Raw genomic sequence first — 25,128 nt, 5'->3', positions numbered from 1 at the left:
GAGGTGAGCCGGCAGGCAACTTGCCGCTCATAGCAGCCCCGTTGTGCTCTCCGCGGAGGCGGAGGTGAGCCGGTGCCGCGCTGGGACGTCCGGACGTAGCCCTCGTGCTCTCCGCGGAGGCGGAGGTGAGCCGGCAAGGGAGCCTTCGTTCGCGATCCGGCAGACGTGCTCTCCGCGGAGGCGGAGGTGAGCCGAACACCACCGCGGACGTGAACACGCCTACCTCGTGCTCTCCGCGGAGGCGGAGGTGAGCCCATTCCTCGTGCTCTCCGCGCAGGCGGGGATGGTCCCCCGCTCAAGGCGGTGCGGGTGCGCAGGGGGAGCGATCGGATTTGGTCACGGTCCGCGATCGACCGGTGTGCGGCGCCGGTTGTGCGCCACGATGGCCGAGGTTGTTGTCTCGAGGAGGAATGTCCGTGGGTGACCACCGTAAGTCCGATCCGGATCCAAGCCAGGGCAAGCCGCCGCCTGGGAACTCTGACGGGAAGGTGCCCGACCCGCCGCCCCCGTCGGGAAAGCGGCGGAAGTAGGCGTCCTCCATGTCTGAACTCTGCGAGCTCCAAGGCCGCCTGGAAAGCGCCATGGAGGCCCAAGGCATCTGGCCGGCGGACTCGCCCTGGGTCCGCCGGGCCGCGCAGGATGCTCCACGGCACGCCTTCGCCCCAAATCGCGTGTGAGATTGGGACGGCGACATCTACGCCCCGGTCGACCACGCTAGCGATTGCGCTCGGTGGGCGAGCCTCGTTTACGGCGGCGTCTACGACTCCACCATCACCCAGGTCGCCGACGGCCTGCCGACGTCCAGCCTGTCCTGCGAGGCAGTGGTCGCCGACATGCTGGACTCGATGATCTTGGAGCCGGGGCACACCACGCTGGAACTGGGCACCGCAACAGGCCGAAACGCCGCTCTGCTCGCGACCCGAGCCGGGCCGGGCCGGGTTACCAGCGTCGAATTCGACCCAGATCTGGCGGCTGCCGCCCACACCAATCTCGCCGCGACGGACACTCACGTGGAACTCGTCGTCGGCGACGGCGAGCTCGGCGCGCCGGGTGCCGGTCCCTTCGACAGGGTGATGGCCACGTATGCCGTCGAGATGGTGCCCTGGGCCTGGGTGGAACAGACCCGGCCGGGAGGCCGCATCGTGACTCCGTGGGGCCGGCTGGGCCATGTGGCATTGACCGTTGCCCCGGATGGCCGTTCGGCAACTGGCTGGATGCAAGGGCTGGCCACGTTCATGCCCGCCCGCGGTATCGGCCAAGGGAGGTCTTGGGAGCAGGTTCGCGGCGATGAAGCACCCGAGGCTCAAGGTTTGTTTGGCCGGGATCTGGAGCCGCTGCGCCGAGACGCCAACGTGCTCTTCGCGCTCCGGGTGATCCTGCCTGACGTCCGGATCCGCACGGAATCCAGCCAGGGGGTCACCGCCTGGGTTCATGACGGCAACACTTCCTGGGCCACGATCGTCGCTTCCGAAGCCGGCCGAACTGTGGCCTACCAGGGTGGCCCGCGGCGCTTGGCCACCGAGCTGGGAGAGGCCTGGCATGCATGGGAGACGAGCGGCGCTCCCGGTCTGTACGACTACGGCATGACACGTACTCCAGAGGAGCAGTACCTCTGGAGCAACGATCCCGACACCGGCCCACGATGGCCAACAGCCGCACCTCTGCTCGGCACTGCCAAGCAATAACCTGCGCCAGCCTGGGTGGTGCACTGCCCGGTCCAGCCACTCCTGTGAGCTCGGCTGTGGCTCCACCAGGATTCCACCAAGTGCTCCCCGTGCCCGAGGGGATGGTCCCCGCGGCGCGCAACGCAGCCCGTGTGTCGAAGGCCTGCTCCCCGCACGCGCGGAGGTGGGCCGGCGGCGGCAGAGAGACTACGAAGGCGGCGACAGTGTTATCCGCGGAGGCGGAGGTGGGCCGACCAAGGACGCGGCGACCAGAGCGCGCGAAGGGTGCTCTCCGCGGAGGTGAGCCGACCCCCGGCCGACTCTCGCCGGACGCTGAGGAGTGCTCTCCACGGAGGCGGAGGTGGGTTGATCCTGGCCAGGTAGTGCCTGCGGGAGCCGTGTGGCCCGGTAGATTCAGGCGGGTGCATGATCGGCGTTCCTTGAATCACGAATCGGCAAAACGCTCTTAACGGCGCAGGTCGCGAAGGTGCGCTCCGCGGAGGCGGAGGTGAGCCGATGCGCGAGCTGAACAGGGCTAGCGAGGCCAAGTGCGCTCCGCGGAGGCGGAGGTGAGCCGTGGTGCTGTGTTGCTCTCCGATGATCCCACGGGTGCGCTCCGCGGAGGCGGAGGTGAGCCGGGCGGCCGCGTGCTGGTGCTGCTGCCGACTCTGTGCGCTCCGCGGAGGCGGAGGTGAGCCGCAGGCGAACGAGCGCAACGGCGACCAGCTCACGTGCGCTCCGCGGAGGCGGAGGTGAGCCCCGTCACCGCACGAGGAGAGAGCAGTGAACGACGTGCGCTCCGCGGAGGCGGAGGTGAGCCAATCCAGGTGTCCGCGAACCGGCAGGCCGACCGGTGCTCTCCGCGAAGGCGGAGGTGGGCCGCTGAGAGCCCCGCGGTAGCGAGGCCCCAGCAGTGCTCTCCGCGAAGGCAGAGGTGGGCCGTGGCTGCGCCGGCTGGCGGCTAAGGACCAGCAGCGCTCTCCGCGAAGGCGGAGGTGGGCCGGCCGAGCAGAGCATGGCTGCACAGCCGACACGGTGCCCTCCGCGAAGGCGGAGGTGGGCCACGACCGCCTGGGGCAGCACGCCTTCGAGGACCGTGCTCTCCGCGGAGGCGGAGGTGAGCCGTCGGGCCCTGCGCACTCTCCGCGGCCGGGCGGGTGCTCTCCGCGAAGGCGGAGGTGGGCCGTAGTCGGTCACCCGCTTCGGCCGGGGCGGAGCGTGCTCTCCGCGAAGGCGGAGGTGAACTGCATGGTTGAACCGCGGGCTACAGGCCGTTGGTGTCCAGGTCGAGGCCGAATGGCTCCGGGATCCGTACTGTGGTGCCGTAGGGGTGGGGCCGTCTGCTCGTGTGTAGCCGAGTTGGCATGGCTCCGAGTACAGAGTTACCGAACGCTCTTGACGGTCGACCAGTAGGTAGAGCGGCGCCCCGTACTCCGCGTACCGACGGCGTTTCACTTTCCGCATTGGACTCGCTGGTGACCTCGACGACGAGGAGTGTGTCCGAGGGCAGCAGTGCACCAGCGCCCTTTGCGACCGCGGCGGGTACCACCGCGATATCTGGTACGTACCAGTTGCTGGACCCGGGCAGGTCGAGGTTGCCGGAGCCGGTGACGCAGTCGAGTTCGCGGGCGCGGGCTCGGATCTGGTCGCGGATCGTCTCCGCGGTCGTTTCGTGGTCCCAGGTCGGTGACACCGGCTCGATGACGCCCTCGACGATCTGGGCGCGGTCGCCGCGGATGTGTTGGATGGCGTACTTGAGGGCGCGTTCGGGGTCGACGCCGTGGTTGTAGTCGGCGGACTCGATGCTCATCGGTCGGGACCGTCCTTCGGCTGGCCGCGAGGCGGCTGAAGGTTCTGAGCTATTCAACGACACGCCTGCCCGCTCCGGCACGCCACCAGTGGCTGATTCTCTGGGTGCGGTCTGCGGGTCTGCGGGTCTGCGGGTCTGCCGGAGGCCTGCGAAGCGTGCGTGGCCCGGGCATTCGAGCGGGTGCACGACTGCTTTGAATCACGAATCGGCAAAGCCGACCCTAACGTCACAGGCTTCGAAGGGTGCTCTCCGCGCGAGCGGAGGTGAACCGCCGCGGGATGCCCGTCCGCCGAGCTGCATCTGGCGCTCTCTACGCAGACGGAGTGAGTCGTTTCGGGCCGGGCAGTTGCCTGCGAGGGGTCGTGTGGCCCGGTAGATTCATGCGGGTGGATGACCGGCGTTCCTTGAATCACGAATCGGCAAAACGCTCCTAACGGCGCAGGTCGCGAAGGTGCTCTCCGCGGAGGCGTAGGTGAGCCGTTGGTGCGCGGCTCGTGACCGGCGCTCGCAACGTGCTCTCCGCGCAGGCGGGGATAGTCCCAGCGCCATGAAAGACGAACAGCTGCGGCTAATCCACGCACGCGCGGGGAGGGCCCCGACATGCCCCACCCCAATCACGACGTTGTGACTCCAACAGGCATAGCAGCAGCCACTGACAGCGCACCCACAGAGCGATTCGCAGGGGCAGATTTCACGCACATGCAGAACAACCGCTCCTTGAGTCAGGAAAACGCAAACCGCCCCTAACGTCGCAGGTGGCGAAGGGCCTCATGAGCCGGTGCCCGGCGTCCTGGAGGGCATGGCCATCCGGTGCTCTCCGCGCAGGCGGAGGTGAGCCGCCGCTCGCCCTCGACAACCCCGACGCCCGCTTCCTCGCAATCCAGTTCGGCCCGCGGATCGCCGCCCTCCTCGCCACCCCGCGCCAGCGGGCCGACGCGATCCTCGCCTACGACCTCATCGCCTCCAGCTACCAGCGAAACGGCGACAACATCGCCCGCGCGTGGATGGTCGATATGAACCCGCATCTCGACGAGCAGTCCCCGATCCAGGCCATCGCCGGCGGCCAGACGGATGCGGTCCTGGCCGCTGCCCGTGGTGAGCGAGACGGCCAGCACGTCAACTAATCCCCGGCCCGAACCTCACCCCCGGCTGCGTCAACCCGCCCGGCTCGACCAGCGAACGCCTGCCCGCCCAGATCCTCGCCGCGATCGACCTGCCGCCCTACCTATCCACCGCATACGACACCGCACTCCGCATCGAGCCAGCCGACGTTCCCGACGCCATGGGCTGGGCGCGAAGGCTGCACGCCTGCTGCAGACTGACAAATAAGTTCACCGGGGCGCCCTGCCCCTGTGCCTGCCACGGCAACGAGGCATAGAGCCCTGGCATCTTGGCCGGCTGGCCGGCTTCGATCTGGAGACAACCAGCCCCGACCCGTTGGGGCCTATGCTCAAGACGGGGGGTGCCGTGACCGGCGACGACTGGAACAACGACAGTGAGTACGAATCCGCGAAAGCTCAGGCTGACCGTGCGGCAAGAATCGGATGTGCGGTGAGCGCGGGAGTCGTCGCGGTACTCGTCGGCGCGATCCTGCTGGCCTGCGTGCTGGTCGTGGTTTTCTTCTTCGCGGCCTTCTTCGAGTTTCGTTCCCTCTGATCCTCAGAGCCCTACTGTGCGGTCAGCTCTCGGCCAGCAGGCGCCGGGCCAGGTTCCCCGCCAGGCGCTGGGCAGCGTGCGTACCCTCGCCTTCGCCGCTGGTCAGCAGCTGCAGCAGCGCGATCGCCACCTGTGCCTGGGGCAGTGTCATGACCTGCTGTCGCTGCTCGTCGACGTCGACGATGCTGTCCACGAGGCGATGATTCGCTCAACCCTTATCGCTCATGATCGAGACAACGGCCGCTGAGCTGCGCAGTTGCGAGCAGCAGCGAGCCGCTCCAGGACCTCGGCTCCACCGTCAAGCTCATGTGCTCTCCGCGGAGGCGGAGGTGAGCCGAACTCCGGACCTGTGGCGCCGGCCGAGCGCGAGCGGTCTTCGCGCGAGTGGGATCAGCTCTGGCAAGAGATCACATGCTCGCGGCACAGGCGGAGGTGAGCCGGCGGTGACCAAGCGGGCCGTCCGCGGCGCGAAGTGCTCTTTGTGCAGGTGGAGGTGGGCTGATCCTGGTCAGGTAGTTTCTGTGGGGAGCTGTGTGGCCCGGTAGATTCAGGCGGGTGCATGACCGGAGTTTTTTGAATCACGAATTGGCAAAGCGCTTCTAATACTCCAGCAGGATTTTGCTGTCTGACCTGGTCTTTCGCCGGGTGGCGGGAGTGTAGCGCGGCTTCGATCGTGTGGGGGCGGTCTCACGGGGACCGCCCCTCGATCGTGCGACAACGTCGCAGGTAGTGGCAACGGCGGGGCGGCCTCCGAGGGTGATCACCGAGTATGCCGCCGCGCAGTGGGACCTTGAACTGGATGATCTCTTCCTGACCATCGGGCACCGCTTCGGCCGAGTCGAGCTCCGCCGACGCATGCGTGACTACGTACGCGGGCTGCTCGCCTCGGTGGCCCGCAAGAACAGCTGGCAGCTGGCCGAACAGGCTGGCCACCGCACGCCTGATGGGTTGCAGCACCTCCTCGCTGGATCGAAGTGGGAGCCCAACGACATCCGTGACGACCTGCAGGAATACGTCGCCGACAAGCTCGGCGAGACCGACGGCGTCCTGATCATCGATGACACCGGGTTCATCAAGAAGGGCACCACCTCAGCCGGGGTCCAGCGCCAGTACTCCGGAACCGCCAGCCGGACCGAGAACTGCCAGATCGGAGTCTTTGCTGCCTACGCCTCCGCCCGCGGCCGGGCTCTGGTCGACCGCGAGCTCTACCTCCCGAAGTCCTGGACCGAGGACCGGGAGCGCTGCCGCACCGCAAGGGTCCCCGACGAGCGGGGATTCGCTACCAAGGGCGAACTGGCCCGGCATATCGTGTTGCGGGCCCTCGCCTCGCCACTGCCTATCGCCTGGGTCACCGCCGACTCCGCCTACGGCCAGGACAACCGCTTCCGCCGGCTGCTGGAACAGTCAGGTGTCGGCTACGTACTGGCCGTCCCCAAGTCCCAGTTCAGCGTGGGCTGTTCACGGATCGAGGGCCTGTTCGCGCAGGCCCCGGACGAAGCGCGGGAGAAGATCTCCTGCGGCGACGGCGCGAAGGGGCCCCGCGTCTACCACTGGGCAGCGGTGCGGGTGCCGGCCGTCGCCGAGTTCGACTACCAGGGCGAGGTCCCCCACCGGATGCGGTGGGCACTGGCCCGACGCAGCATCAGCAAGCCCGACGAGATCGCCTACTACCTCGCCTACGCACCCCTTCAGACCACGGTCCAGGAACTGGTGCGGGTCGCCGGGGCGCGCTGGGCGATCGAGGAGTGCTTCCAGGCCGCGAAGAACGAGTGCGGCCTGGACCAGTACGAGGTCCGCCGCTACGTGGGCTGGTATCGGCACATCACTCTGGCCATGCTCGCGCACGCCTTCCTGGCCGCTACGGCACACCAGGTCCGGGAAAAGGGGGCAGAACAGGTGGGACGGCCGGGGTCATCGGGCTCACAGTGGCAGAGGTTCGGCGACTCATGGCAGCTTGTCGTGCCCGGCCCCCGCACTTGAGTGGACACCGCGGACGACGTCACGCGCTGAGCTGGTCGAACTGGCGCCGCCAGCGCCAAGCAGTCGCCCGCCGCTGCCACTACCTGCGACGTTGTCGCACGATCGAGGGGCGGTCCCCGTGAGACCGCCCCCACACGATCGAAGCCGCGCTACACTCCCGCCACCCGGCGAAAGACCAGGTCAGACAGCGAAATCCTGCTGGAGTACTAGGTCAGGATTCGCCGAAGAAGTACTGCGCGCCTATGCCTTCGCGTGTGCGATGTGCGGGTACGACGGGACACTGGGACGGAACCCGGTCGGGACGAACCGCTCTATCTCCCCCGCCGCCAGCCGGAGTTCATGCCCGCCCAAGCCGAATCGAAGGATCACGTTCGGTAAGCGGATAGCGTCTCAGGGTCAGCCGAAAGGGCTCACCGCCACCTTGGAAGCCGCAATGTCGAGGCATGCCGCGCTCCCCTCGTCGATCTCGATGTTGAGATTAATCATGCGACCCGCCACCTCCGCGGCGTTCATCCAGCGGCAATGCTCCCCGCCCTGCGGTGCGTGGCGCGCTCCGGTGTACATCAGCAAGAATGGGCGCTCTCCGGGGCCGCGCTCCCGGAGGCGCGGCGTACTGCCGTCGTCCTCCACGGGGACCAGGACCTGAGCGGAGCGCAGCTCCTTCAGAAGTTCGTCCTCCGTAATGCGGCCGAGCAGCCTGAGCTGGACGGCCCGCTCCACCGTGTTCTCTGCCCGAAGCATTCCGACCGCCGTCGGGGTGGGGCGGTAGTGCCGGTTACGGACGAAGTCGCCGAACCCGCCGTCCTGGTCGATCTGCCAGTCCCCGACGATCCCTTCGAGGGGGACGCCGCTGAAGAGTGGGTACTCCGGATCGATGGCGATCATCCGCTTGCCCGGAGCGAGGACAGTCGACTTCCGCATGTCGTCGGTGATCTTCGGTACGAGCAGCCTTTGCCGTCCGTCCGATTCGACAGTCCGCCTCGAATAGGAGTGAGTGCGCAGATACGGCGGCTCCTTGACCTCCGGGAACGACTTGATCCGGGTCCGGAGCGCCTCCAGACTCTCCATCTCTCCTCCGGACCTGCGCGACACTCGGCCCGGGAAAGGCATGCCTCCCACCTGGGAGTCCAACAGCCAGTTCAGTGCCTGCTCTGGCGTCAAACCGCGTGCCTTCGCCTCCCGCATGCGCTGGATCCAGAAGCCCCGCGCGTTGATGGCGCGATACCCCTGCTCTGGGCTCGGGATGGAACCGGCGTTGTCAGAGCCGTCCGCCGCCATCCACAGATAACCGATAGCGCCCGCGGGATTGCAGTAAGCGATGTACCGAACGGGTCCGGCTGGACTCCTGCCGTATTCCTCGGGGCCGCCCACAAGCGTGAGGTGCACGTCCTCCGACAATGGGCCTTGGGGAGTCCCACCGTCTTTCGGCGGGCGATCGCCACTCATGATATCTCTCCGTAGATGTGGTACTTACCCTTTTCATCCATAAATACTTGTTTGAAATGAATGTTGCGACCACGTCCGAGCACGATCTCGTTCTCGTTTCCGCCGAAGTGACTGACATCTTCGACGTATGCCGCCGGCGTCCCTTCGGGCGCACGCAGATGAAGCATTGCGGGCTGATGGACGAATGTCGCCTTCCCTACTGCGGTCGACATGAAGCCCTTCTCTTGCACTGACTTACCGACCAGGTCCGTAGGATCGTCAATGTTGAATTCTGACAACCAATGATCGTACCCGGTGCCTCGTAGGACCTCGATGTCCTGCGGGAGTGGCTTTTTGGCCAGCGCTTCGTCGATTCTGGCTATGCGCTGCGCCATCTCTGGATCATCGCTGTGCGTTAGGCCTCGCAAGTCGTTGTTGAGAGCCTTGTAGTCATAGGGAAGACCTTCGCCTGTGTACTCATGCAAGGCATCATACTGAGCATCGTCCAGCTCCTTCCGAAACCCGTCCCAGTGACTTCGCCCGAACTCATGCGCTTCGGCCTCGGAGTCAAAGCGGCGCGCACCATCGAACAGTTCCTCGCTGGCGATCTTGTGCTTCTCGGCATCGGGTAGTTCGTCGAAGTTCGACTGCCCCGAGGGCTCTGGTTGCTTCGGCGTCTCGGGTGGAACCTCATCCGGAAGCGAGTGGCTCGCCTCTGTGCTAGCCCCGCCATGAGAGTCGCCCACCGTGAAGCCGTCGTCGCCCCAACCCGGTGGGGCTTCCTTGGGCCCGCCCATAAAGAAGCTGGGGTCTATGTCCTTCGGATTCGGCCCGCTGCTGAGCCCGAAGCTGTTTTCGAGCTTGTTGAGGTCGGAGCTCATGCCGTCGGTCGCCATGCTGTCGAAGGAGTGCGCGGCGGCTTGATCAACGTTCTGGATGGCCAGGTTGGGCTCCAGATGGGAGAGGTCCTGGCCGAGGCCGCCTCCGACGTCTTCGAAGGCCTTCGCCCCGGCCGCGTGGGAGGCACCGGTCGCCGCAGAGTGCTCAGCGGCGTCCTTGGCGCCGGTCTGGCCGACGGTCTTGGCGGCGTCTTTGGCGGCAGCGCTTTCCATGCCGTGGGCGACGGCTTTGGCTCCTACCTTGCTCGCGGCTCCTCCGCCGCCGAGGAAGTTCGTCGCGAAGGCGCCGATGGCCTGGTTGCGGTCGGTGCTCCAACCCTCGCCGATGAAGCCCTTGACCAGCTCGGTGGGGTGGTTGGCAGTGTGAATCAGGCCGCCGGCGACACCGGTGAGGTGGGTGGTGTAGTCGGCCGGGTGGGTCAGGTTGTAGGGGTCCTGGGGGTTGACCGTGCGGACCAGGCGCAGCAACGAGGTGCCGGTCTTGACGATGCCGCCCAGCTGGTGCTCGGCCCCGACCAGCTGGTTCTTCACCGTGTTGCCGACTTCGCGCTTGAGGCGGTCCAAGCCCTGGGGCTCGGCCGGTGCCCGGCCGGTGCCTCGGGCGAGCTTCACGGCCAGTTGGGCGCCGGCGCTGTCGCGCTGGCTGCGGGCCGTCTTGAGCAGGTGCTCCGCGGACTTGCGTCCCTCGTCGCCGGGGTCGTGGAACGGGCCCGGCTTCTGCGGGGACTGCTGCCCGTCGGCGTCGGCCTGCTCGGTGTAGTCGTCGACCTTGCGCTTGTACTGCTCCACGGCCGCCACGGTCAGCTTCTGGGCCCGCTTCCACCGCTCGACCGCCTCGCGGGCCTGCTTACCCGCCCACTCGACCGTGTCGGCGTAGTGATCCAGCGCAGCGGCCGCGTCCTCGAACGAGTCGGCGGCGCTCAGCCAGCGCTTGGGGTGGGTCTGCACCTTCTCGCGAAAGCGGTCGGCGGCCTTTCCGTGCCAGTCCGAGGGATCCATCTTCCGCAGCGCAAGGCCGGTACGCTCGAAGGCCGCGCCCAACTTCTTCACCTGCCGGGCGGACTTACGGATGCTGCTCGCGTCCCCGTGCAGCAGCAGGGCGGGGTCGTCGGTCTCGTTCAGCTCGAGCTCGCGGGTCTGGGCACCCAGCCCCTCGGCCGCCCAGGAGCCGGCTGCGTCGGCCTTGTCCGCCCAGCCGTGTGCGCCCACGTCATCAAGCAGCCTCGACGTGCCGTGGGTGACGGTCTGCACCCCGTCGGCGAAGGTGTCGCGGGCCGACTGGGTGACGCGGTCCACCTCGTCGAAGAAGCCCATCACTTCTCCTTCGCCGAAGTGCCGGCGTCGTGCCCGTCGTCGTCACCGCTGAAGGGTGCGGAGACGACGGCCTTCGCCACCCGGATGTGGCCCCCGGCCACTCCGGTCTCCGTGACGTCCGTCCAGGTGTGGGAGAGGTTCTTCCGGCTCTCCTTGGCAGCGTCCTGGAAACTGTCCATGGAGTAGTCGGGGGTGTAGGCGTCCTCGATCTTGCCGCCCACCTGGCTCCAGGACATCTTCTCCGCCTTCTCCGAGGTCAGCGTCGGGTCCGCAGTCGCGGACAGCACCACGTCCTTGAGGACGCCCGTGCCGTACTCTTCCGCCTCCTGGTAGTAGCCCGCGTTCAGATCCAACGTCCCGGCCACGTCGTCGCCCTCGTCCAGGAGCGCCTGGACCTCCCAGCCCCAACGCCTGGCGAAGTCGTCCAGCCACTGAGAAGCATCGGAGTGCCCCATCACGGTCGGCGACACCGACAGATCGGAGAAGCCCTGACCCGTGGTCGCCTCAGTCGCATCCGTGATCTTCTTCAGCTCGTCCAGCGCATCGTTGATGCCCTTGGACACCTGCTTCAGGATCTGCGGATCGACCCCGAAACCCCCACCACTCACGACGCGGCCACCTCCCCGTTGACGACGGATTGTTTATCGAGCGCAATCTCATCCGGCACGATCCCGGACACCGGTGGCAGGAAGGCGCGCAGTTCGGAGGTCACGTCCACGACGACCCCCATCGGGACCCGGTCCCGCCCCACCAGCGCAGGAAGCAGCTCGTGCAGCAGCTCCTCGCCGCTCACGCACAGGTAGCGCGCGTGCCGGGCCAGCTCGGCAGGTAGTTCGCCTGGCCTGGCGGCCTCCCATTTCTGCTGCAGGAAGGCGTGCATCTCGCGGGTGCTAGTGAAGGCGAACAGCCAGCGGATGTCCTCGATCTCCCCGCTCCACACCGCGCCCTCGCCGAGCAGGGGGAGCAGCAGCTCCGCCTCCTGCGCGGCCTCGACCAGTGCCTGCGGATCCCCTTCACCTCGCACGAACGCGTCCATCTGCGCCCGCAGTTCCGCTGATTCCCCGGACGAGCTCGTCATCGAGGTAGTCGAGCCGTAGCGGCTGCTGAGCTCTCGTACGTCGCTGTGGTGCTGGGGTTCCTCCGACAGCGCGCCCCCGCTGGCCGGCAGAAGGTCCCGCGTCCGTTGATCATGGGGCGCGGTGACCTCGACAACGAGCCGACGCTGACCGGGGACCAGCGAGGCCTGGACGCGGTGCCCGGCACCACCCTCCGCGGCCAGTGAGACACTCTGTCCCGGAGCCTCTTCCAGCTTGAGCCAGCCGGCTGCCTGGAGCCGCTGGTCCATCACCCCGAGCGCGTTGGCCAAAACGGAGTCCTCGACCTCGTCCATCTGCCAGCGATGGCGCGCCGCACACACCGATCGCAGCCCCTTGGCCCAGCAGTCGGGGCAGGTGATCGCGGACACCTCGTTGCCCTCATCCATCCGGCCCCGGACGACAAGGCCGTCCAGGACGCGGCTGGAGTTGGCGTAGAGCTCCTTCACCATCTCGGGGTCGGGCTTGACCTCCGGGGCAGGCGTGGCCTGCGGAGGGTGCGCGTAATACGCGGCTAGGTGGCCTTCGTCGAGGGAGGCGGCCATCTGCCCCTCCTCGTTGATATCCGCCATCCGCGTGCCTTCCCGTTAGCGTGATCACGTCACCGGCGGCCAAGGCTATCTGGCTTCGTTGATGTCTAGTGGTTCTGGCTCAACTTCCGGATGCTGTTGGTGATCTTCGCTCGGTGGGGTGAAGCTGTGCGGTCTTCCGTCCTTGCTTGGGGCCGGTGTGCTGCGCTTGTCTGAGCGGGGCGGATCGAGCAGTCGGAGGGCCGCTATGGCGATGGGCTCGGGGTACGGGGGGTCTCGCCCTTGACGGTGCGGATGGCTCGGGCGAGCAATCCGCGAGGCACCGCCACGATGTGGGTGCGCGACCGGCTGGATGAACTGTTCATCGATGAGGACTTCGCGGACTGGTATCCGGCTGACGGGAGAAAGGGGCTGACGCCGGCCCGGCTCGCGTTGGTGTCCGTGCTGCAGTACGGCGAGAACCTGACCGACCGACAGGCCGCTGACGCCGTGCGGTGCCGCCTTGATTGGAAGTACTGCCTGGGCCTGGAGCTGGACGATCCGGGGTTCGACTTCTCAGTACTCAGCGAGTTCAGGGACCGGATGGCCCAGGGAGACCGAGCCGACCGCCTGCTGGCCGTGATGGTCGACCATCTTGTGGCGGCTGGGCTGGTCAAACGCCGCGCCCGGGTGCGGACGGACTCCACCCATGTGCTCGCCGCGGTCCGTCGCCTGAACCGGGGAGAGTTGGTCGCCGATACCCTGCGGACCGCGCTGGAGGAACTCGCGGAGCACGGCGAGGAATGACTGGCCCGGCTCGTCACCCAGGACTGGGCAGACCGCTATGGCCGGCCGGTGCGTTATGACCGGCTGCCTCGCGGCGGGGACGCGCTTATCGCCTACGTCCTGAAGGTCGGCGAGGACGGCATGCACATTCTGCGGGCCGTCTACCGGGACGACGCACCGCCCGGACTGCGGGACCTGCCCGCCGTGCAGGTACTGCGGCAGGTCTGGGTTCAGCAGTACTGGTACGACGGCGATGGCCAACTGCGCTGGCGTGGACCGAAGTCCACTCGCGACCGGGCCAGCCGACGGGCAACCGAGCAGAGGAACACCGGCAAGACCAAGGCAGACGGCCGGCCTGATCCCGCCTCGGCACGAGTGCCGTGGTCAAGTATAGAGATCGTCACCCCGCATGATCCCGAGGCCCGTTACAGCCAGAAGGTCACAGCAGCCGGACAGCGCGACTGGATCGGCTACCGCGACCACCAGTGCGAAACCCTGCGACAGCCCTGGCCCGAACGTGATCGTGCAGGTCGTGGCCCGGCCGGCGCCGGAACAGGACATCGATGCTCTCGACCGCATCCATCAGGGCCTGACCACGCAGGGCTTCCAGCCGACAGAGCACGTCGTCGACGGTGGCTACGTCACCCCGGACAGCATCCACCGCACCGAACAGCAGTGGGGCATCAGACTGCTCCGCCCGGTCCGCGACGACCCCCGCGCCTCCGAACGATCGGGTTTCGCCAAAGAGGACTTCCACATCGACTGGCAGGCCCGCACCCTGACCTGTCCGCGCGGCGTGACCAGCCCGCCGTGGAAACCCTGGCACTGCTCTCCCTGGGCTCACACGTCCCAGTGTCCAGGTGTCCAAGCCGAGGGGGGAACTTCAACCGCTGACCAGAACGTAGAGGATGGCCGCGAACAGCGTCTCATCAGGCGTGTTCTGCGTACCGCCACCCTGCGGCCGCATCTTTGACGGAGGGATCAGCGGCTTCGCGATCTCCCACAGCCCATCCGGAACAATCCAACTCCACGTACCCCGCCCCATACGCAGACCAACGACCGCCTCACCACGTAGGACATGGTCTAAGGCGGCGCCCACCCTGTGCTCTCCGCGGAGGCGAAGGTGGGCCGGTCTGGGGAGTCGTCCCTCAGCGGTCACTGCTGTGCTCTCCGCGCAGGCGGAGGTGAAACGGCCCCAGGGTTCGGGATGGACGCGGAGCTTCGGTCCTCTCCGCGCGAGCGGAGGTGAACCGCAGTCCCCGAGCAGCTGCGGATGGGCTCCGGCGTGTTCGCCGCACCGGCGGAGGTGGGCCGCGCATGCCGCGGCGGAACCCGCCGTTGTAGCCGTCTTCTCCGCGCAGGCGGAGGTGAAGCTGAAGCATGGCGTGGCGGCACTTCGGGCATCGCTGTCGGTACTCTGTGTCCTCGGGTCCCGAGTTCCGTGTTCTCGCCCGTTCGTCAGGGCGGGGCGCCACTATGTGGAAACGACACAGCGCCACGTTGGTTCGGCGGCGCAGTGGCGGGCACCGCGTGTCCGCGCCGCGTGGCCAGTGGTCGATCTGGGGGGTCCGCCGGATATGTCGATCTTGGCGTTGTCCGGTCAGTGGAAGCCCAGCATTCCGGGTGAGTCGATGTCGACGGTGACCACGCCGGGCGGGTAGGCGTCCTCGTTGCCGGTCAGCAGGATCGACATGCCGGTAAACTCGGGGCGTGGCAGTGCGCAGTACAGGGCGTGGCAGGTGTCGGGGCCGCCGTAGCCGTCGCGGATCATGGTTCCGACGCTGACGGCGGCCATGGTGTCGAGGCTGTCGACGGCCACGGAGGAGAAGGCAAGGACGCGCTGCGAGAGGTTCTCTTCACCGGATTCGGCCTGCATCAGGCAAAGGGCGGGGATGCTGAGGTGTTCGCCGGGAGTGTTTGCCATGTTGCCGGCCAGGAGGTTCAGCGTTTTGTGGCCGCCGGCGAGTGCCCTGACGGCGCTGGTGTCGAGGATGATCACGCTGCGGTGCCCCGGGCGGCCCTGACTTTCTCAGCGGCGATCTTGTAGATGTTGCCGAGCACGTCGGGGGCTTGCTCGAACTCCTCCTCGGGGATGTCCACGCCCATCATGCGGCGTACGACCTCCCGGTCGGCGGCCAGCCGCTCTGCCCGCTGGGCTGCCGTCGGCTGCTGGGCGGCGAGCGCTTCGACCAGCTGGCCGATGCTCACGCCGCGCTCCTTGGCGAGCTCGGCAAGGTGATCGCGGGTCTCCCGCTGTACCTGGATCGTCGTCGAGGCCATAGGTAGACTATAGAGGCTTTACAGTGGCGGCGCCTCCGGGAAGATGAGCCGGGCAGAAACGTGCAGCGCACCCGCGCGAGCGGAGGTGAACCGCCGGTCTTCTTCGTGAACCGGTCCACGGTCTCGTCGATTGGCGCGTCCCGGTCGCTACCGGGTGCTCTCCGCGCAGGCGGAGGTGAGCCGGCAGCCATTCCTGGTCAGCGGCGATATCCGGACGTGCTCTCCGCGCGAGCGGAGGTGAACCGATCATGGTGCAGCGGTAGCCGTCACGGCGCTTGTCCTCGCCGCGCGAGCGGGGGTGAACCGTTCTCGTCCAGCAACCACTGATCGACGATGACGTCCGCTCCGCGCAGGCGGAGGCGAACCGTTCACGCAGCGGGACATGCAGTTCGCCGAGCTGTCCTCGCCGCGCGAGCGGAGGTGGGTCGTTCCCGGCCGGGCAGTGCCTGCGAGGGGCCGTGGGGCCCGGTAGATTCAGGCGGGTGGATGACCGGCGTTCCTTGAATCACGAATTGGCAAAGCGCTTCTAACGGTGCAGGTCGCGAAGGGGTGCTCTCCGCGGAGGCGGAGGTGAGCCGGCCGCAGGCGTAGAGAAACGAGGAGCCCGCGGGTGCTCTCCGCGGAGGCGGAGGTGAGCCGGAGCAGTCGCCGACGACGCGGGGCCAGAGGATGTGCTCTTCGTGCAGGTGGAGATGGGTTGATCCTGGTCAGTTAGTGCCTGCGGGGAACAGTGTGGCCCGGTAGATTCAGGCGGGTGGATGACTGGCGTTCCTTGAATCACCAATTGGCAAAGCGCTCCTAACGGCGCAGGTCGCGAAAGTTCGCCCTGCTGTGGGGGCTGTTGGAGTGCTCTCCGCGCAGGCGGAGGTGAGCCTTCTCCGGGGGTCACCTCCGGGCACATAGAGACGTGTTCTCCGCGCAGGCGGAGGTGAGCCGTTCTACGTCGAGGACATCGGGCCGCACGTACGGTGCTCTCCGCGGAGGCGGAGGTGAGCCGACCCTCTGGGGTGTTCCGGCGGAGGCTCTGGGGTGCTCTCCGTGCAGGCGGAGGTGAGCCGACATCACCATGCGGGACTGCTACGTGGGGCCGGTGCTCTCCGCGCAGGCGGAGATGGGGCGCCGAGGGCCGCCGCGCTGTTCGGCATCGAGTCGTGCTCCCGGGAGGCGGAGGTGAGCCGACGGTCGGGCAGATCCGGCAAGGTGTCGCGGGTGTTCTCTGCGGAGGCGGAGATGGGCCGCCCCGTCCAGCAGCAGCGTGGCGGTACGCCCGTGTTCTCCGCGGAGGCGGAGGTGAACCGGAGGTTTGGTTGTACGACTTCCTGCGGGCCGCTGCTCTTCGCGCAGGCGGAGGTGGGCCGGCCCGCTACGACGTGATGGCCATCGACCCGGCGTGCTCTCCGCGCCCGTGGGATGGTCCCTCGAACCCCGCCCGCACGGCCAGGAGCCGAGTCGGCTCCCCGCGCCTGCGGAGGTGAGCCGATCATGGTCTGCCCGGCGTCGGCATCGTCGAGCTGCCCGATAGATTCAGGCGGGTGCATGACCGGCGTTCCTTGAATCACGAATTGGCAAAACGCTCCTAACGGCGCAGGTCGCGAAGGGTGCTCTCCGCGCTGGCGGAGGTGAACCGGACCTGCGCGTCCTCGACCTGCACACCCTGGCGTGCTCTCCGCGCTGGCGGAGGTGAACCGGAACGTCGAGAGGATCCGCTCGACGAGGTCGCGTGCTCTCCGCGCTGGCGGAGGTGAACCACCTCAACAAGTTCGCCAAGCAGCTCCGTACCTGTGCTCTCCGCGCTGGCGGAGGTGAACCGTCGAGGGCGCGGGCGAGCGCCTTGAGGTCCCGGTGCTCTCCGCGCTGGCGGAGGTGAACCCCAAACCTGCTGGGTGGGCCGGGGCGCCCGGGTGTGCTCTCCGCGCTGGCGGAGGTGAACCGCGCGCCAACCGCAGGGGAGACGGACATGAAGGGTGCTCTCCGCGCTGGCGGAGGTGAACCTTCGTCGGCGTATACGTGGAGGCGAACGCCATCAGTGCTCTCCGCGGAGGCGGAGGTGAACCGCCAGCCCATCGGGAGGCGGATGGTGATGGCCGGTGCTCTCCGCGCAGGCGGAGGTGGGCCGGCGTCTGCTTCTCACTGGGTTCGGCGGTGAGGTGCTCTCCGCGGAGGCGGAGGTGAGCCGCTGACGAGCGGGCCCTGACGATGGCCGACATCGTGCTCTCCGTGGAGGCGGAGGTGAGCCGGTGGCGGCAGCGTGAACGCTCGGTCATCGCTCATGTTCTCCGCGGAGGCGGAGGTGAGCATCAGGACACCGCACTGGTCACGGCGAGTTCTTTAGCCAGATGCCGGCGCAGACATTGCGGTGCGGCAGCGCGTCACGGCCGCACCGCACGCCGCCAACACCGGAGCAGGTTGCCGCTCCAGCCGCTTCGCCAGGGCGGGACGCTCCACTGCCACCAGGGCGGCGGCTGCTTCGGTGCGCCAGTTTTGCGCAGGCCTCGCGTTCGTGCTGTGCTCGCCGCCCGCTATCTCAGTTCTTGCCCCGGGCGGGGTTCCGCTTCGCCCATGGCTGTTGAGCGATGCCGCGGTCCTTCATCTGCGCCACGACCTTGTCATGCCACTCGCGCAGCCACTCCAGGTCGACCGGTAACGGCAGGGTCGCCACAGTGGCGCCTTTGCGGCGGGTCAGGGTGGCATCCAACTGTCCGTTGCTCGTCTCCCACACCCTTACGGCCAACGAGGCCCGGTTGGTGTGCACAGGGACTTTAGATGCTTCCTGTTCGACGATCATGCGAGTGAGGTTGCCGTAAAGGCGCTGCAGTGGTCCCGCGTCAAAGGGCAGCGGCACGTCTAGGACGGATGCTTCCGGGCGGGTCTGGTTGATATCCGCGTGCAGGCCCCCGTAGCGGTCCTTCCACACCCATACCGGGATCGTGATCGCTGACTTTTTTGACGATGCCGTGTGCATGTCGGGGGTCACCGCAGTCGGTGCTGAGGTGCGGGCTCGTCCAATGCCCGCACGGCTCTTCCACTGGTTGAGCTGCCGCTTCTGCGATGGGGTGATGTGTCTGCCAGCCTCGGCCGCTGCTTTGACGAGCGCCTGCACCTGACTGCGCAGCGTCGCCTCCGAAATGTGGCGAGCAGGCTGCCGGCGTAGATCGCGAAGGTTTCGGCTCACCTCGTGCGAAGCCGCGAGCGCCGCCGTCGCGGCTATCCTTCCCGCGGCCTCTTCGGCTTCCCGCTGCGCGTCCAAGGCGTGCTGGCCTCGGGCCTGTGCTGACAGGAAGTCCGCAGCGGCGCCGACGATCTGGTCCTCGGCCTCGGTGCGGTCGTGTGCAGCGATCGCGTTGACACGGACCAGGAGCTCGCGCACCGGCGCGGTCTTCCGTGCGCTCACCACCTCATCCAAGCGGGCGAACAAATCACGGCGAACCTCGGCCTGCTTCTCCAGCCACACCTGCGCGTCTCGCACGGCCGCGTGCAGTTGGTCCTGGGCTTCCGGGCTCGCCCCGGCTAAGGCGGCGATCTCGCGGCACACCCGCGTCACCACGACCACAGAGTCGACCCGGCGCGCATCAGTCAGTCGGCGCAGCAGCACCTGGGCCCGGGCATCCGGCTCTGGTGCCTTTCTGGCTCTGCCCGCTGACCACCGCAATGGAGGGGCCGTGCGGCGGGATCGGACAATCCGCTCCACCGCCGGCGTCGACAGTCCCTGCTCGGCGATCTCGCACTCGTCCAGGGCGAACCACTCGGTGGGGCGCGCAAAAGCTTCCGTGCCAATACGGATCCGCCGGGCTGTGCCCTCGCTGTCCAGCCGGATCCGGTGCACGTACCAGCGGCGGATCAGTGTGTCCCGGTTAATCGGCACGGACACGCCGAGTACCGGTTCGATGTCGTCGTCGTCCCATACAGGCTCCACCGCCTGGTCCAGATGGACGCGCAGCCACCAGCCCTGGGAGGCGATGTCCACCACCGAGCCGATCGGCGCCCCGTCCGCCTGGCCGAAGCCGATCTCAGCCTGTTCGTCTCGTTCCCGGAGCCAGGCGGCGGCCGCGGACTTCACGTAGAGGTGGTCGGCGCTCGAGACGCCACGGGAGCGGCGGCCGCATATGTGGGGCTGATCGTCCGGGCCCGGGTGGTGGGCGAAGTGGCAGACGCGGTCCATGTAGAGCTTCGTGGTCAGCTGGGTGCCGCACCCGCCAAGTAGCAGACCGCACCAGAAAGTGTCGTGCCGGTGCCGACGGCGGAAGGCATCCAGCTCGATCGCCTCCAGCGGCAGCATCAACGGCTCCTCCGAGTCCGCGCCGCCGAGGACGGCCGTCTGAATCTGCCGCCTGTCACCCCGCATGCCCCCCTTCACCTCAACTCATCGTCCCAGTCCGGGGTTTACTCCACAGCCGATCCGCTGATTTGGCCCCAGGGCCGATGGCTATCAGCTCGGTGCCGAACGAGCCACGCTGGAGGCATACGCCAACCGGGCGAGGACGCTGCCGCAGGCGGCCGGGGCGACCAAGCCGCGCTCGGTCATCACCATGCCGATCGCCGTGCCGAGCCCAAGCGGTTCGCGGCCGTCCCGTCGAACGACCCTGCCGGTGCGCCGCTTCGGCTTCGCCGCGCGGGTAGCGCCGTTCTTCTTGTCGCCTCCCGGACGGCGACCAGGGCCTGGCGCGCAAGGTCGACCCCGCTCAGCTCGCCGGTCACGCGTGCACCGCCATGGCCGTGTCGCCGTCCAGCGGGCGTATAGCAAGGTCGGGCAGCCAGCCCCTCCACGGCACGGCCGCAGTCGTCTCGGTGCGGGCGGCGGCCTGCTCGCGCAGCTGCTCCAGGCGCTCGGCCAGCAGGTACTGCGCGGTGCGCTCCCGGGCGGCGTCGGCGGCCTTCGTTGCGGCGGCGACGGCATCCGCTCCGTTCGGATTGTGCTTGTGCCAGCGGCGGTTCTGCTCAGTGGCATACGCCCGCCGGGCCTCGGCTTCGGCTTCCTCGGTTTGAAGGCGCTGCTGCGGTACTGCTCTCCGCGCGAGCGGAGGTGAACCGCCGCGGGATGCCCGTCCGCCGAGCTGCATCTGGCGCTCTCTACGCAGACGGAGTGAGTCGTTTCGGGCCAGGCAGTTGCCTGCGAGGGGCCGTGTGGCCCGGTAGATTCAGGCGGGTGCATGACCGGCGTTCCTTGAATCACGAATCGGCAAAACGCTCCTAACGGCGCAGGTCGCGAAGGGTGCTCTCCGCGGAGGCGGAGGTGAGCCGGTCAGCATGGAGCCGAAGCGGACGTATTCGCCGTGCTCTCCGCGGAGGCGGAGGTGAGCCCGGTCCTGGCCTCGCTGGCAGCGGCTGAGCGGTGCTCTCCGCGGAGGCGGAGGTGAGCCGTAGACGAGGGCGCGCATGTACTGGCGGACCGCGTGCTCTCCGCGGAGGCGGAGGTGAGCCTCTTCCCACTCGTCCCAGTCGGACGGCAGCGGCGTGCTCTCCGCGGAGGCGGAGGTGAGCCGCTTCCCCGGAGAGCGCAGGGTCACCGAGCCGGGTGCTCTCCGCGGAGGCGGAGGTGAGCCGGCGTAGTTCCGCTGTACCAGCGTGATTCCGGCGTGCTCTCCTCGGAGGCGGAGGTGAGCCGGGCCAGCGGTCCGGCCTGATCTCCGTGCTGCAGTGCTCTCCGCGGAGGCGGAGGTGAGCCGACGCTCGGCCTCGCGGTAGTGCTGGGGTCCCTGTGCTCTCCGCGCAGGCGGAGGTGGCCCGCCTGGGTGGAACAAGACCTGGGACCGCCCCGAGTGCTCTCCGCGCAGGCGGAGGTGGGCCGCTGCTGGATCTGCCGGACCCGACGCGCGTGCAGTGCTCTCCGCGCAGGCGGAGGTGGGCCGCTCAACTGCAGCATCAGCCTGGGCTCCGGCGGGTGCTCTCCGCGCAGGCGGAGGTGAGTCAGGACCTGGTCGTACCGGCCCTCGACGTCGTCGAGTGCTCTCCGCGCAGGCGGAGGTGAGTCACGGGGGTGAGTGCCGTGGCGGACCGTACTGTGGTGCTCTCCGCGCAGGCGGAGGTGGGCCGCTCAACGCTGTACGACCCGGGAGTGCCGAGGGGTGCTCTCCGCGCAGGCGGAGGTGAGCCGGAGACGCCGCGTGCGCACCTTCTGCCTGCTGAGTGCTCTCCGCGCAGGCGGAGGTGGGCCGGCGGGCTGTCGTCTCGTACAGGCCGGCGACAGGTGCTCTCCGCGCAGGCGGAGGTGAACCAGGCCACCCCCGAGATCGTCGCCTTCATGATGAGGTGCTCTCCGCGCAGGCGGAGGTGAGCCGGCCATGGTCTGCCCGGAGGCGGAGGTGAGTTGATCCTGGCCAGGTAGTGCCTGCGAGGAGCCGTGTGGCTCGGTAGATTCAGGCGGGTGCATGACCGGCGTTCCTTGAATCACGAATCGGCAAAACGCTCCTAACGGCGCAGGTCGCGACGGGTGCGTGCGCTCCGCGGAGGCGGAGGTGAGCCTGCGACCCACGCCACGCAGGTACACCGGAGCGGGTGCGCTCCGCGGAGGCGGAGGTGAGCCGCCCGAGCTGCGGGTCGCCGGGGCGAGGCCGGCGTGCGCTCCGCGGAGGCGGAGGTGAGCCGTTAGTGCATGCCGGGGGGCGGTGGCTGCTCCACCCCCGTGCGCTCCGCGGAGGCGGAGGTGAGCCGGATTCCGCCGCGAAGGCGAAGGTCCTGCGCAACTCCAGGCTGAGCGTCAACGCCTCGCCGGAACCGGTGAAGAAGGACAAGACGATCACCGTCGCAGGCGCCCTGACCCGCGCTGACTGGGAGACCTACAAGTACGGGGGCTACACCAAGCAGCCGGTGAAGCTCCAGTTCAAGACGAAGGGAACCAGCACCTACAAGACCCTCAAGACCATCACGACGGACAGCGAGGGCAACCTGAGGACGACGACGAAGGCCACGGCGGACGGCTGCTTCCGCTACTCCTTCGCAGGCACGTCCACCACTCCGGCGGTCGCCTCCACAGCGGACTACGTCGACGTGAAGTAACCCTCGGGAGGGCCATCCATCCTCCAGTAAGCGCAGAAAGCTCAGGCCGGAGACCTTTCGGTCTGGGCTTTCTTGAGCCCTGGCCGTTTCCCGGTCGGCGGGCCGGTCGGCCACTGCATCCCTTCGCACTCTTCAAGCTGATCGACGGTCTCGGCGTCCCCCGAGACCGCCAGCCACCTCACCGCAGCAATCCGCAGGCAGGCTCTGGAGGGTTGCCTCTCTCGCCCCCTGTCTGCCACCGCGTCCTCACCTCCCGCTTCGTATCCGAGTCCGATGGAACCCGGAGCCGGCCCGCCTCCGGCGACCACACACGGTCATTAAGAAGGTGGGTTCCATGGCGCATTGACGACAGTCGCATACGTGAGCCCACCAGTATCAAGGGGCAGGCCACATGCTCTCCGCACAGGCCAAGGTGAACCGGTATCGACGTCCTTCCCCCGCCACGAGACGAGGAAGGCGAGCCGAACCCACGTGCAGCTGATCCACCGCACCGCACACACGGATTCCACCGCCGCGGCAGCACTCATGCCGTATGCGGCCTGGTGTACTTTCGCCACCGCCTTGAATGCAGCCAGCCATCGCTCGGCACAAGACCGCTTGATGCCTGCACATTTACCGGAAAAGCGCCGTGTTCGGCTCGATCAAGCCATTTCGTGTGGAACATCCCCGTCCACCGGGGCCGGCAGTCGATGATGAGCGGCCGGCGGGGCCGAACCCGTCGCGACGAAGGGGGCTCCTCCATGAGACCAGGCAGTAGCAGAGCCATGGCCGCCACGGCACTCACCCTGGGAGCGCTGCTGACCACAGCACTTCCTGCGGCCGCTGCGGAAGACCCTGGCCCGGCCTCCCGCTGCACGCCTGCCGTTCATGTCCTCGACCGGCTGCCGGGCGCCGGCGCCGGGTCCTGGGGCAGCGAGAGTGTCAACGACTTCGGCGCCGGCGGCTTGTCCGTCGGCCAGTCCGCCGGGCTGCCCGCCTACTGGACGGGAAGCACTGTGCACCGTGTCCCGCTCCCGTCCGGGTACGACCGCGGCTCGGTCGCCGCCGTCAACCACCGCGGTCTCATGGTGGGCAGCATCCAGGGCCCGGTGGGCGCCGCCGCCTTCAGCTACCGGGTCGGTGCCTCAGCGGTACGCATTCTCCCCGGCGGCACCTATGCCGCCGACGTCAACGACCGTGGGACCGTCGCGGGCGGCAACGACAGTTCGGACGCCGCCTATCTCTGGACCGGCGCCACCCTCACCCGGACCCTCACCGTCACACCCGGGCACACCCGGGTACGCGTACGCGGTATCAACTCCCGTGGAACGGTGATCGGCTACTCCTGGTACTGGGACGGCGTGAGCGAGGTGAGCGGCAGCGTCGGGCTGGTCTGGCCCGGTGGGACCACCGGTCCGGGACGGCAGCTCAAGCCCGTCGAGATCAACACCGACACCGACTGGTACCCGTCCGCCATCGACAACCACGGACGCGTCGTCGGTGAGCGCACATACGACCACCAGGACCTGGCTGCCGAGACCTACTGGGACGCCCCCTACACCAAGGACGGCGTCCAGATACCGGGGCTGCCCGCTCACGAGGGCAAGGGCTGGCTCAACGACATCAGCCCCAGCAGCGGCGTGGCCGTTGGCACCGCGATGTTCCCGTACGGCATCCCGCCGATCACCCCCATCGACCAGGCCCAGATCTGGCCGGGCTCCGGCCCTCTTCGAGCTCTCCCCAGCCTCGCCCCGACGGCCCGGCCGGCGCCGAGGCCGTCAACGACGGTGCCAGGGCGGGGGGCTGGGCCTACGACGGCGACCCCTACGACGGCGCAGGCACCCCGCACCCCGTGATCTGGACATGCGCCCTGGGTTGAGTGCTGTCTCGCAACTCCTGGTGGACCAGTACCGGCGTCAAATGCGGTGCATCGCAAGGGCCTCCGGCTTCGCGGGGTGGGAGTCGGCCCAAAGAGCCGCCGGGCTGCCCGTCACTCCGCAGCGGGCAGCCCTCGTCACCCTCACCCTCACCCTGCGTGCTGCCGTCCCGTACTTGCCGGCCGACGGCTCCAACAACCTGACTTGCCGGCCGACGGCTCCAACAACCTGACCGCCGTCGGCCTGGATGACCCCCACCGATTCGTCCGCGGCCTCCTCCGCAGCCTCGCGGCCCGCGCCGCCGCCGCAGATCGGGTTCTGGGGGTCAGCGGCCGACGGCGCGTCGTAGCTGCTCCTTGTTCATAGGGGAGCGGCCCTCGATGTTCTTCTTCTTGGCCTCTTCGTAGAGCTGGTCGCGGGCCGGTCCGCCCGGTCCCTTGTGCGAGCGTTCCCCGCCCCGCAGCGATGCGGACTTCGGGTCGCGTGTGGAGGTCTTGCCGGCGGACATCGCCTCGCCAAAGCGCGCGCGTTCCTTGTTCACGGTGCGGGCGGCGATCTCCTTGGCCGGTTCTCGCTCGTGTCGCGCTCCTCGGCCTGTTCCTTGACGTGCGCGTACTGCCGCTCACGCTTCTTGCTGGATCATGCGGGCATGGCTGCCCATCCCTTCACCCGAAGCCGAGCGCGGGGGCGGGCCTGGCGACAGGGGACGGGGAACTGTTTTCGCTGGATGCTGCGACCCTGCGGGCGAGGACCGCGAGGGTGAGCGCGCAGCCAGACCATATGAACCTGCAGCTGATCGTGATGAGTGAACGTACCCGTCCGCCGCACAGTTCGTAGCGCGGGCGCCGGTTACGGGAGGCTG

The 25,128-nt window shown here is 68.1% G+C and carries 16 protein-coding genes, 5 pseudogenes and 3 CRISPR repeat arrays (1 of these 24 running past the window's edge); of the genes and pseudogenes, 9 read left to right on the top strand and 12 right to left on the bottom strand.

Annotated features, from left to right (window positions below; translation table 11 throughout):
• A CRISPR array of direct repeats spans nt 1-255; the repeat unit is 29 nt; unit sequence GTGCTCTCCGCGGAGGCGGAGGTGAGCCG (it extends 18 nt beyond the left edge of the window).
• Between the two features lie 437 nt (nt 256-692).
• Entirely contained in the window at nt 693-1,685 is a 993-nt protein-coding gene (locus CFW40_RS35090; RefSeq protein WP_306427460.1) for a methyltransferase domain-containing protein, read from the top strand.
• 466 nt (nt 1,686-2,151) lie between these two features.
• Nucleotides 2,152-2,906: direct repeats of the CRISPR family, unit length 28 nt; unit sequence GTGCGCTCCGCGGAGGCGGAGGTGAGCC.
• A gap of 22 nt (nt 2,907-2,928) precedes the next feature.
• Here the strand turns inward: CFW40_RS35090 and CFW40_RS35085 are convergent.
• Nucleotides 2,929-3,474: pseudogene (locus CFW40_RS35085) on the bottom strand (Uma2 family endonuclease).
• 770 nt (nt 3,475-4,244) lie between these two features.
• Here CFW40_RS35085 and CFW40_RS35080 point away from each other — a divergent pair.
• Both CFW40_RS35080 and CFW40_RS35075 read left to right on the top strand, forming a co-directional pair.
• On the top strand, nt 4,245-4,598 hold the full coding sequence (locus CFW40_RS35080; RefSeq protein WP_143034501.1) for a hypothetical protein: 354 nt from the start codon (nt 4,245-4,247) through the stop codon (nt 4,596-4,598).
• Nucleotides 4,599-4,941: 343 nt separating this feature from the next.
• Complete coding sequence (locus CFW40_RS35075; RefSeq protein WP_143034502.1) at nt 4,942-5,130, top strand: hypothetical protein; 189 nt, start codon at nt 4,942-4,944, stop codon at nt 5,128-5,130.
• Between the two features lie 22 nt (nt 5,131-5,152).
• Here CFW40_RS35075 and CFW40_RS37455 read toward each other — a convergent pair whose 3' ends face one another.
• Complete coding sequence (locus CFW40_RS37455) at nt 5,153-5,323, bottom strand: hypothetical protein (RefSeq protein WP_176956276.1); 171 nt, start codon at nt 5,321-5,323, stop codon at nt 5,153-5,155.
• 563 nt (nt 5,324-5,886) lie between these two features.
• On the opposite strand from CFW40_RS37455, the gene CFW40_RS35070 reads away from it, so the two are divergent.
• The gene (locus tag CFW40_RS35070; RefSeq protein WP_088801782.1) at nt 5,887-7,110 is read left to right on the top strand and encodes an IS701 family transposase; all 1,224 of its coding nucleotides are present in this window, start codon (nt 5,887-5,889) and stop codon (nt 7,108-7,110) included.
• A 208-nt stretch (nt 7,111-7,318) separates the two neighbouring features.
• Nucleotides 7,319-7,411, top strand: a pseudogene (locus CFW40_RS39095) (restriction endonuclease); the annotation flags it as partial.
• Between the two features lie 95 nt (nt 7,412-7,506).
• Here CFW40_RS39095 and CFW40_RS37450 read toward each other — a convergent pair.
• The 4 genes from CFW40_RS37450 to CFW40_RS35050 are packed head-to-tail and all read right to left on the bottom strand — an operon-like array spanning nt 7,507 to nt 12,414.
• Entirely contained in the window at nt 7,507-8,556 is a 1,050-nt protein-coding gene (locus tag CFW40_RS37450) for a hypothetical protein (RefSeq protein ID WP_176956277.1), read from the bottom strand.
• Nucleotides 8,553-10,748, bottom strand: a complete 2,196-nt coding sequence (locus tag CFW40_RS35060; protein WP_088801780.1) for a putative T7SS-secreted protein — start codon at nt 10,746-10,748, stop codon at nt 8,553-8,555. The genes CFW40_RS37450 and CFW40_RS35060 overlap by 4 nt, the downstream gene beginning before the upstream one ends.
• Nucleotides 10,748-11,356, bottom strand: coding sequence for a hypothetical protein (locus tag CFW40_RS35055; RefSeq protein WP_088801779.1), 609 nt, complete (start codon nt 11,354-11,356; stop codon nt 10,748-10,750). Before CFW40_RS35055 ends, CFW40_RS35060 begins: the two co-directional genes overlap by 1 nt.
• Entirely contained in the window at nt 11,353-12,414 is a 1,062-nt protein-coding gene (locus CFW40_RS35050) for an SseB family protein (protein WP_088801778.1), read from the bottom strand. The genes CFW40_RS35055 and CFW40_RS35050 overlap by 4 nt, the downstream gene beginning before the upstream one ends.
• Nucleotides 12,415-12,708: 294 nt before the next feature.
• Between CFW40_RS35050 and CFW40_RS35045 the strand changes: the two genes are divergently transcribed.
• Nucleotides 12,709-13,158, top strand: coding sequence for a transposase (locus CFW40_RS35045; RefSeq protein WP_176956278.1), 450 nt, complete (start codon nt 12,709-12,711; stop codon nt 13,156-13,158).
• Nucleotides 13,159-14,023: 865 nt separating this feature from the next.
• Here CFW40_RS35045 and CFW40_RS35035 read toward each other — a convergent pair.
• The 5 genes and pseudogenes from CFW40_RS35035 to CFW40_RS35010 all read right to left on the bottom strand — a co-directional run.
• Nucleotides 14,024-14,182, bottom strand: a pseudogene (locus CFW40_RS35035) (IS5/IS1182 family transposase); the annotation flags it as partial.
• Nucleotides 14,183-14,737: 555 nt separating this feature from the next.
• Entirely contained in the window at nt 14,738-15,136 is a 399-nt protein-coding gene (locus CFW40_RS35030; RefSeq protein ID WP_088801775.1) for a hypothetical protein, read from the bottom strand.
• Nucleotides 15,133-15,417 carry a hypothetical protein gene (locus CFW40_RS35025; RefSeq protein ID WP_088801774.1) on the bottom strand — a complete coding sequence of 95 codons (285 nt, stop codon included), beginning with the start codon at nt 15,415-15,417 and terminating at the stop codon, nt 15,133-15,135. Before CFW40_RS35025 ends, CFW40_RS35030 begins: the two co-directional genes overlap by 4 nt.
• A gap of 2,524 nt (nt 15,418-17,941) precedes the next feature.
• Nucleotides 17,942-19,693 carry a hypothetical protein gene (locus CFW40_RS35020; RefSeq protein WP_143034503.1) on the bottom strand — a complete coding sequence of 584 codons (1,752 nt, stop codon included), beginning with the start codon at nt 19,691-19,693 and terminating at the stop codon, nt 17,942-17,944.
• Between the two features lie 415 nt (nt 19,694-20,108).
• Nucleotides 20,109-20,474, bottom strand: a complete 366-nt coding sequence (locus CFW40_RS35010; RefSeq protein ID WP_256331103.1) for a hypothetical protein — start codon at nt 20,472-20,474, stop codon at nt 20,109-20,111.
• Between the two features lie 152 nt (nt 20,475-20,626).
• A CRISPR array of direct repeats spans nt 20,627-21,687; the repeat unit is 24 nt; unit sequence GTGCTCTCCGCGCAGGCGGAGGTG.
• Between the two features lie 372 nt (nt 21,688-22,059).
• On the opposite strand from CFW40_RS35010, the pseudogene CFW40_RS35005 reads away from it, so the two are divergent.
• From CFW40_RS35005 to CFW40_RS34995, 3 genes and pseudogenes are all read left to right on the top strand, one after another.
• Nucleotides 22,060-22,410: pseudogene (locus CFW40_RS35005) on the top strand (calcium-binding protein); the annotation flags it as partial.
• Between the two features lie 360 nt (nt 22,411-22,770).
• Entirely contained in the window at nt 22,771-23,103 is a 333-nt protein-coding gene (locus CFW40_RS38585) for a tryptophan-rich sensory protein (protein WP_306427452.1), read from the top strand.
• A gap of 47 nt (nt 23,104-23,150) precedes the next feature.
• Nucleotides 23,151-24,245 carry a hypothetical protein gene (locus CFW40_RS34995; RefSeq protein ID WP_143680877.1) on the top strand — a complete coding sequence of 365 codons (1,095 nt, stop codon included), beginning with the start codon at nt 23,151-23,153 and terminating at the stop codon, nt 24,243-24,245.
• Nucleotides 24,246-24,591: 346 nt separating this feature from the next.
• Here the strand turns inward: CFW40_RS34995 and CFW40_RS34985 are convergent.
• Nucleotides 24,592-24,905: pseudogene (locus tag CFW40_RS34985) on the bottom strand (plasmid stabilization protein); the annotation flags it as partial.
• Nucleotides 24,906-25,128 lie beyond the last annotated feature (223 nt).

The sequence above is a fragment of the Streptomyces sp. 2114.4 genome (genome assembly GCF_900187385.1).
Taxonomy (GTDB): Bacteria; Actinomycetota; Actinomycetes; order Streptomycetales; family Streptomycetaceae; genus Streptomyces; species Streptomyces mooreae.
Note: the sequence above shows the minus strand (reverse complement) of the source record. Positions and strands in the feature narration are given on the sequence as shown.

Excerpts from the sequence above, each read along its gene's own strand:
- CFW40_RS35080 (WP_143034501.1), top strand. The coding sequence starts at position 4,245 with ATGAGCCGGTGCCCGGCGTCCTGGAGGGCATGGCCATCCGGTGCTCTC.
- CFW40_RS37450 (WP_176956277.1), bottom strand. The coding sequence starts at position 8,556 with ATGAGTGGCGATCGCCCGCCGAAAGACGGTGGGACTCCCCAAGGCCCA.
- CFW40_RS35060 (WP_088801780.1), bottom strand. The coding sequence starts at position 10,748 with ATGGGCTTCTTCGACGAGGTGGACCGCGTCACCCAGTCGGCCCGCGAC.
- CFW40_RS35050 (WP_088801778.1), bottom strand. The coding sequence starts at position 12,414 with ATGGCGGATATCAACGAGGAGGGGCAGATGGCCGCCTCCCTCGACGAA.
- CFW40_RS35025 (WP_088801774.1), bottom strand. The coding sequence starts at position 15,417 with ATGGCCTCGACGACGATCCAGGTACAGCGGGAGACCCGCGATCACCTT.
- CFW40_RS35020 (WP_143034503.1), bottom strand. The coding sequence starts at position 19,693 with ATGCTGCCGCTGGAGGCGATCGAGCTGGATGCCTTCCGCCGTCGGCAC.
- CFW40_RS35010 (WP_256331103.1), bottom strand. The coding sequence starts at position 20,474 with ATGCAGCTCGGCGGACGGGCATCCCGCGGCGGTTCACCTCCGCTCGCG.
- CFW40_RS34995 (WP_143680877.1), top strand. The coding sequence starts at position 23,151 with ATGAGACCAGGCAGTAGCAGAGCCATGGCCGCCACGGCACTCACCCTG.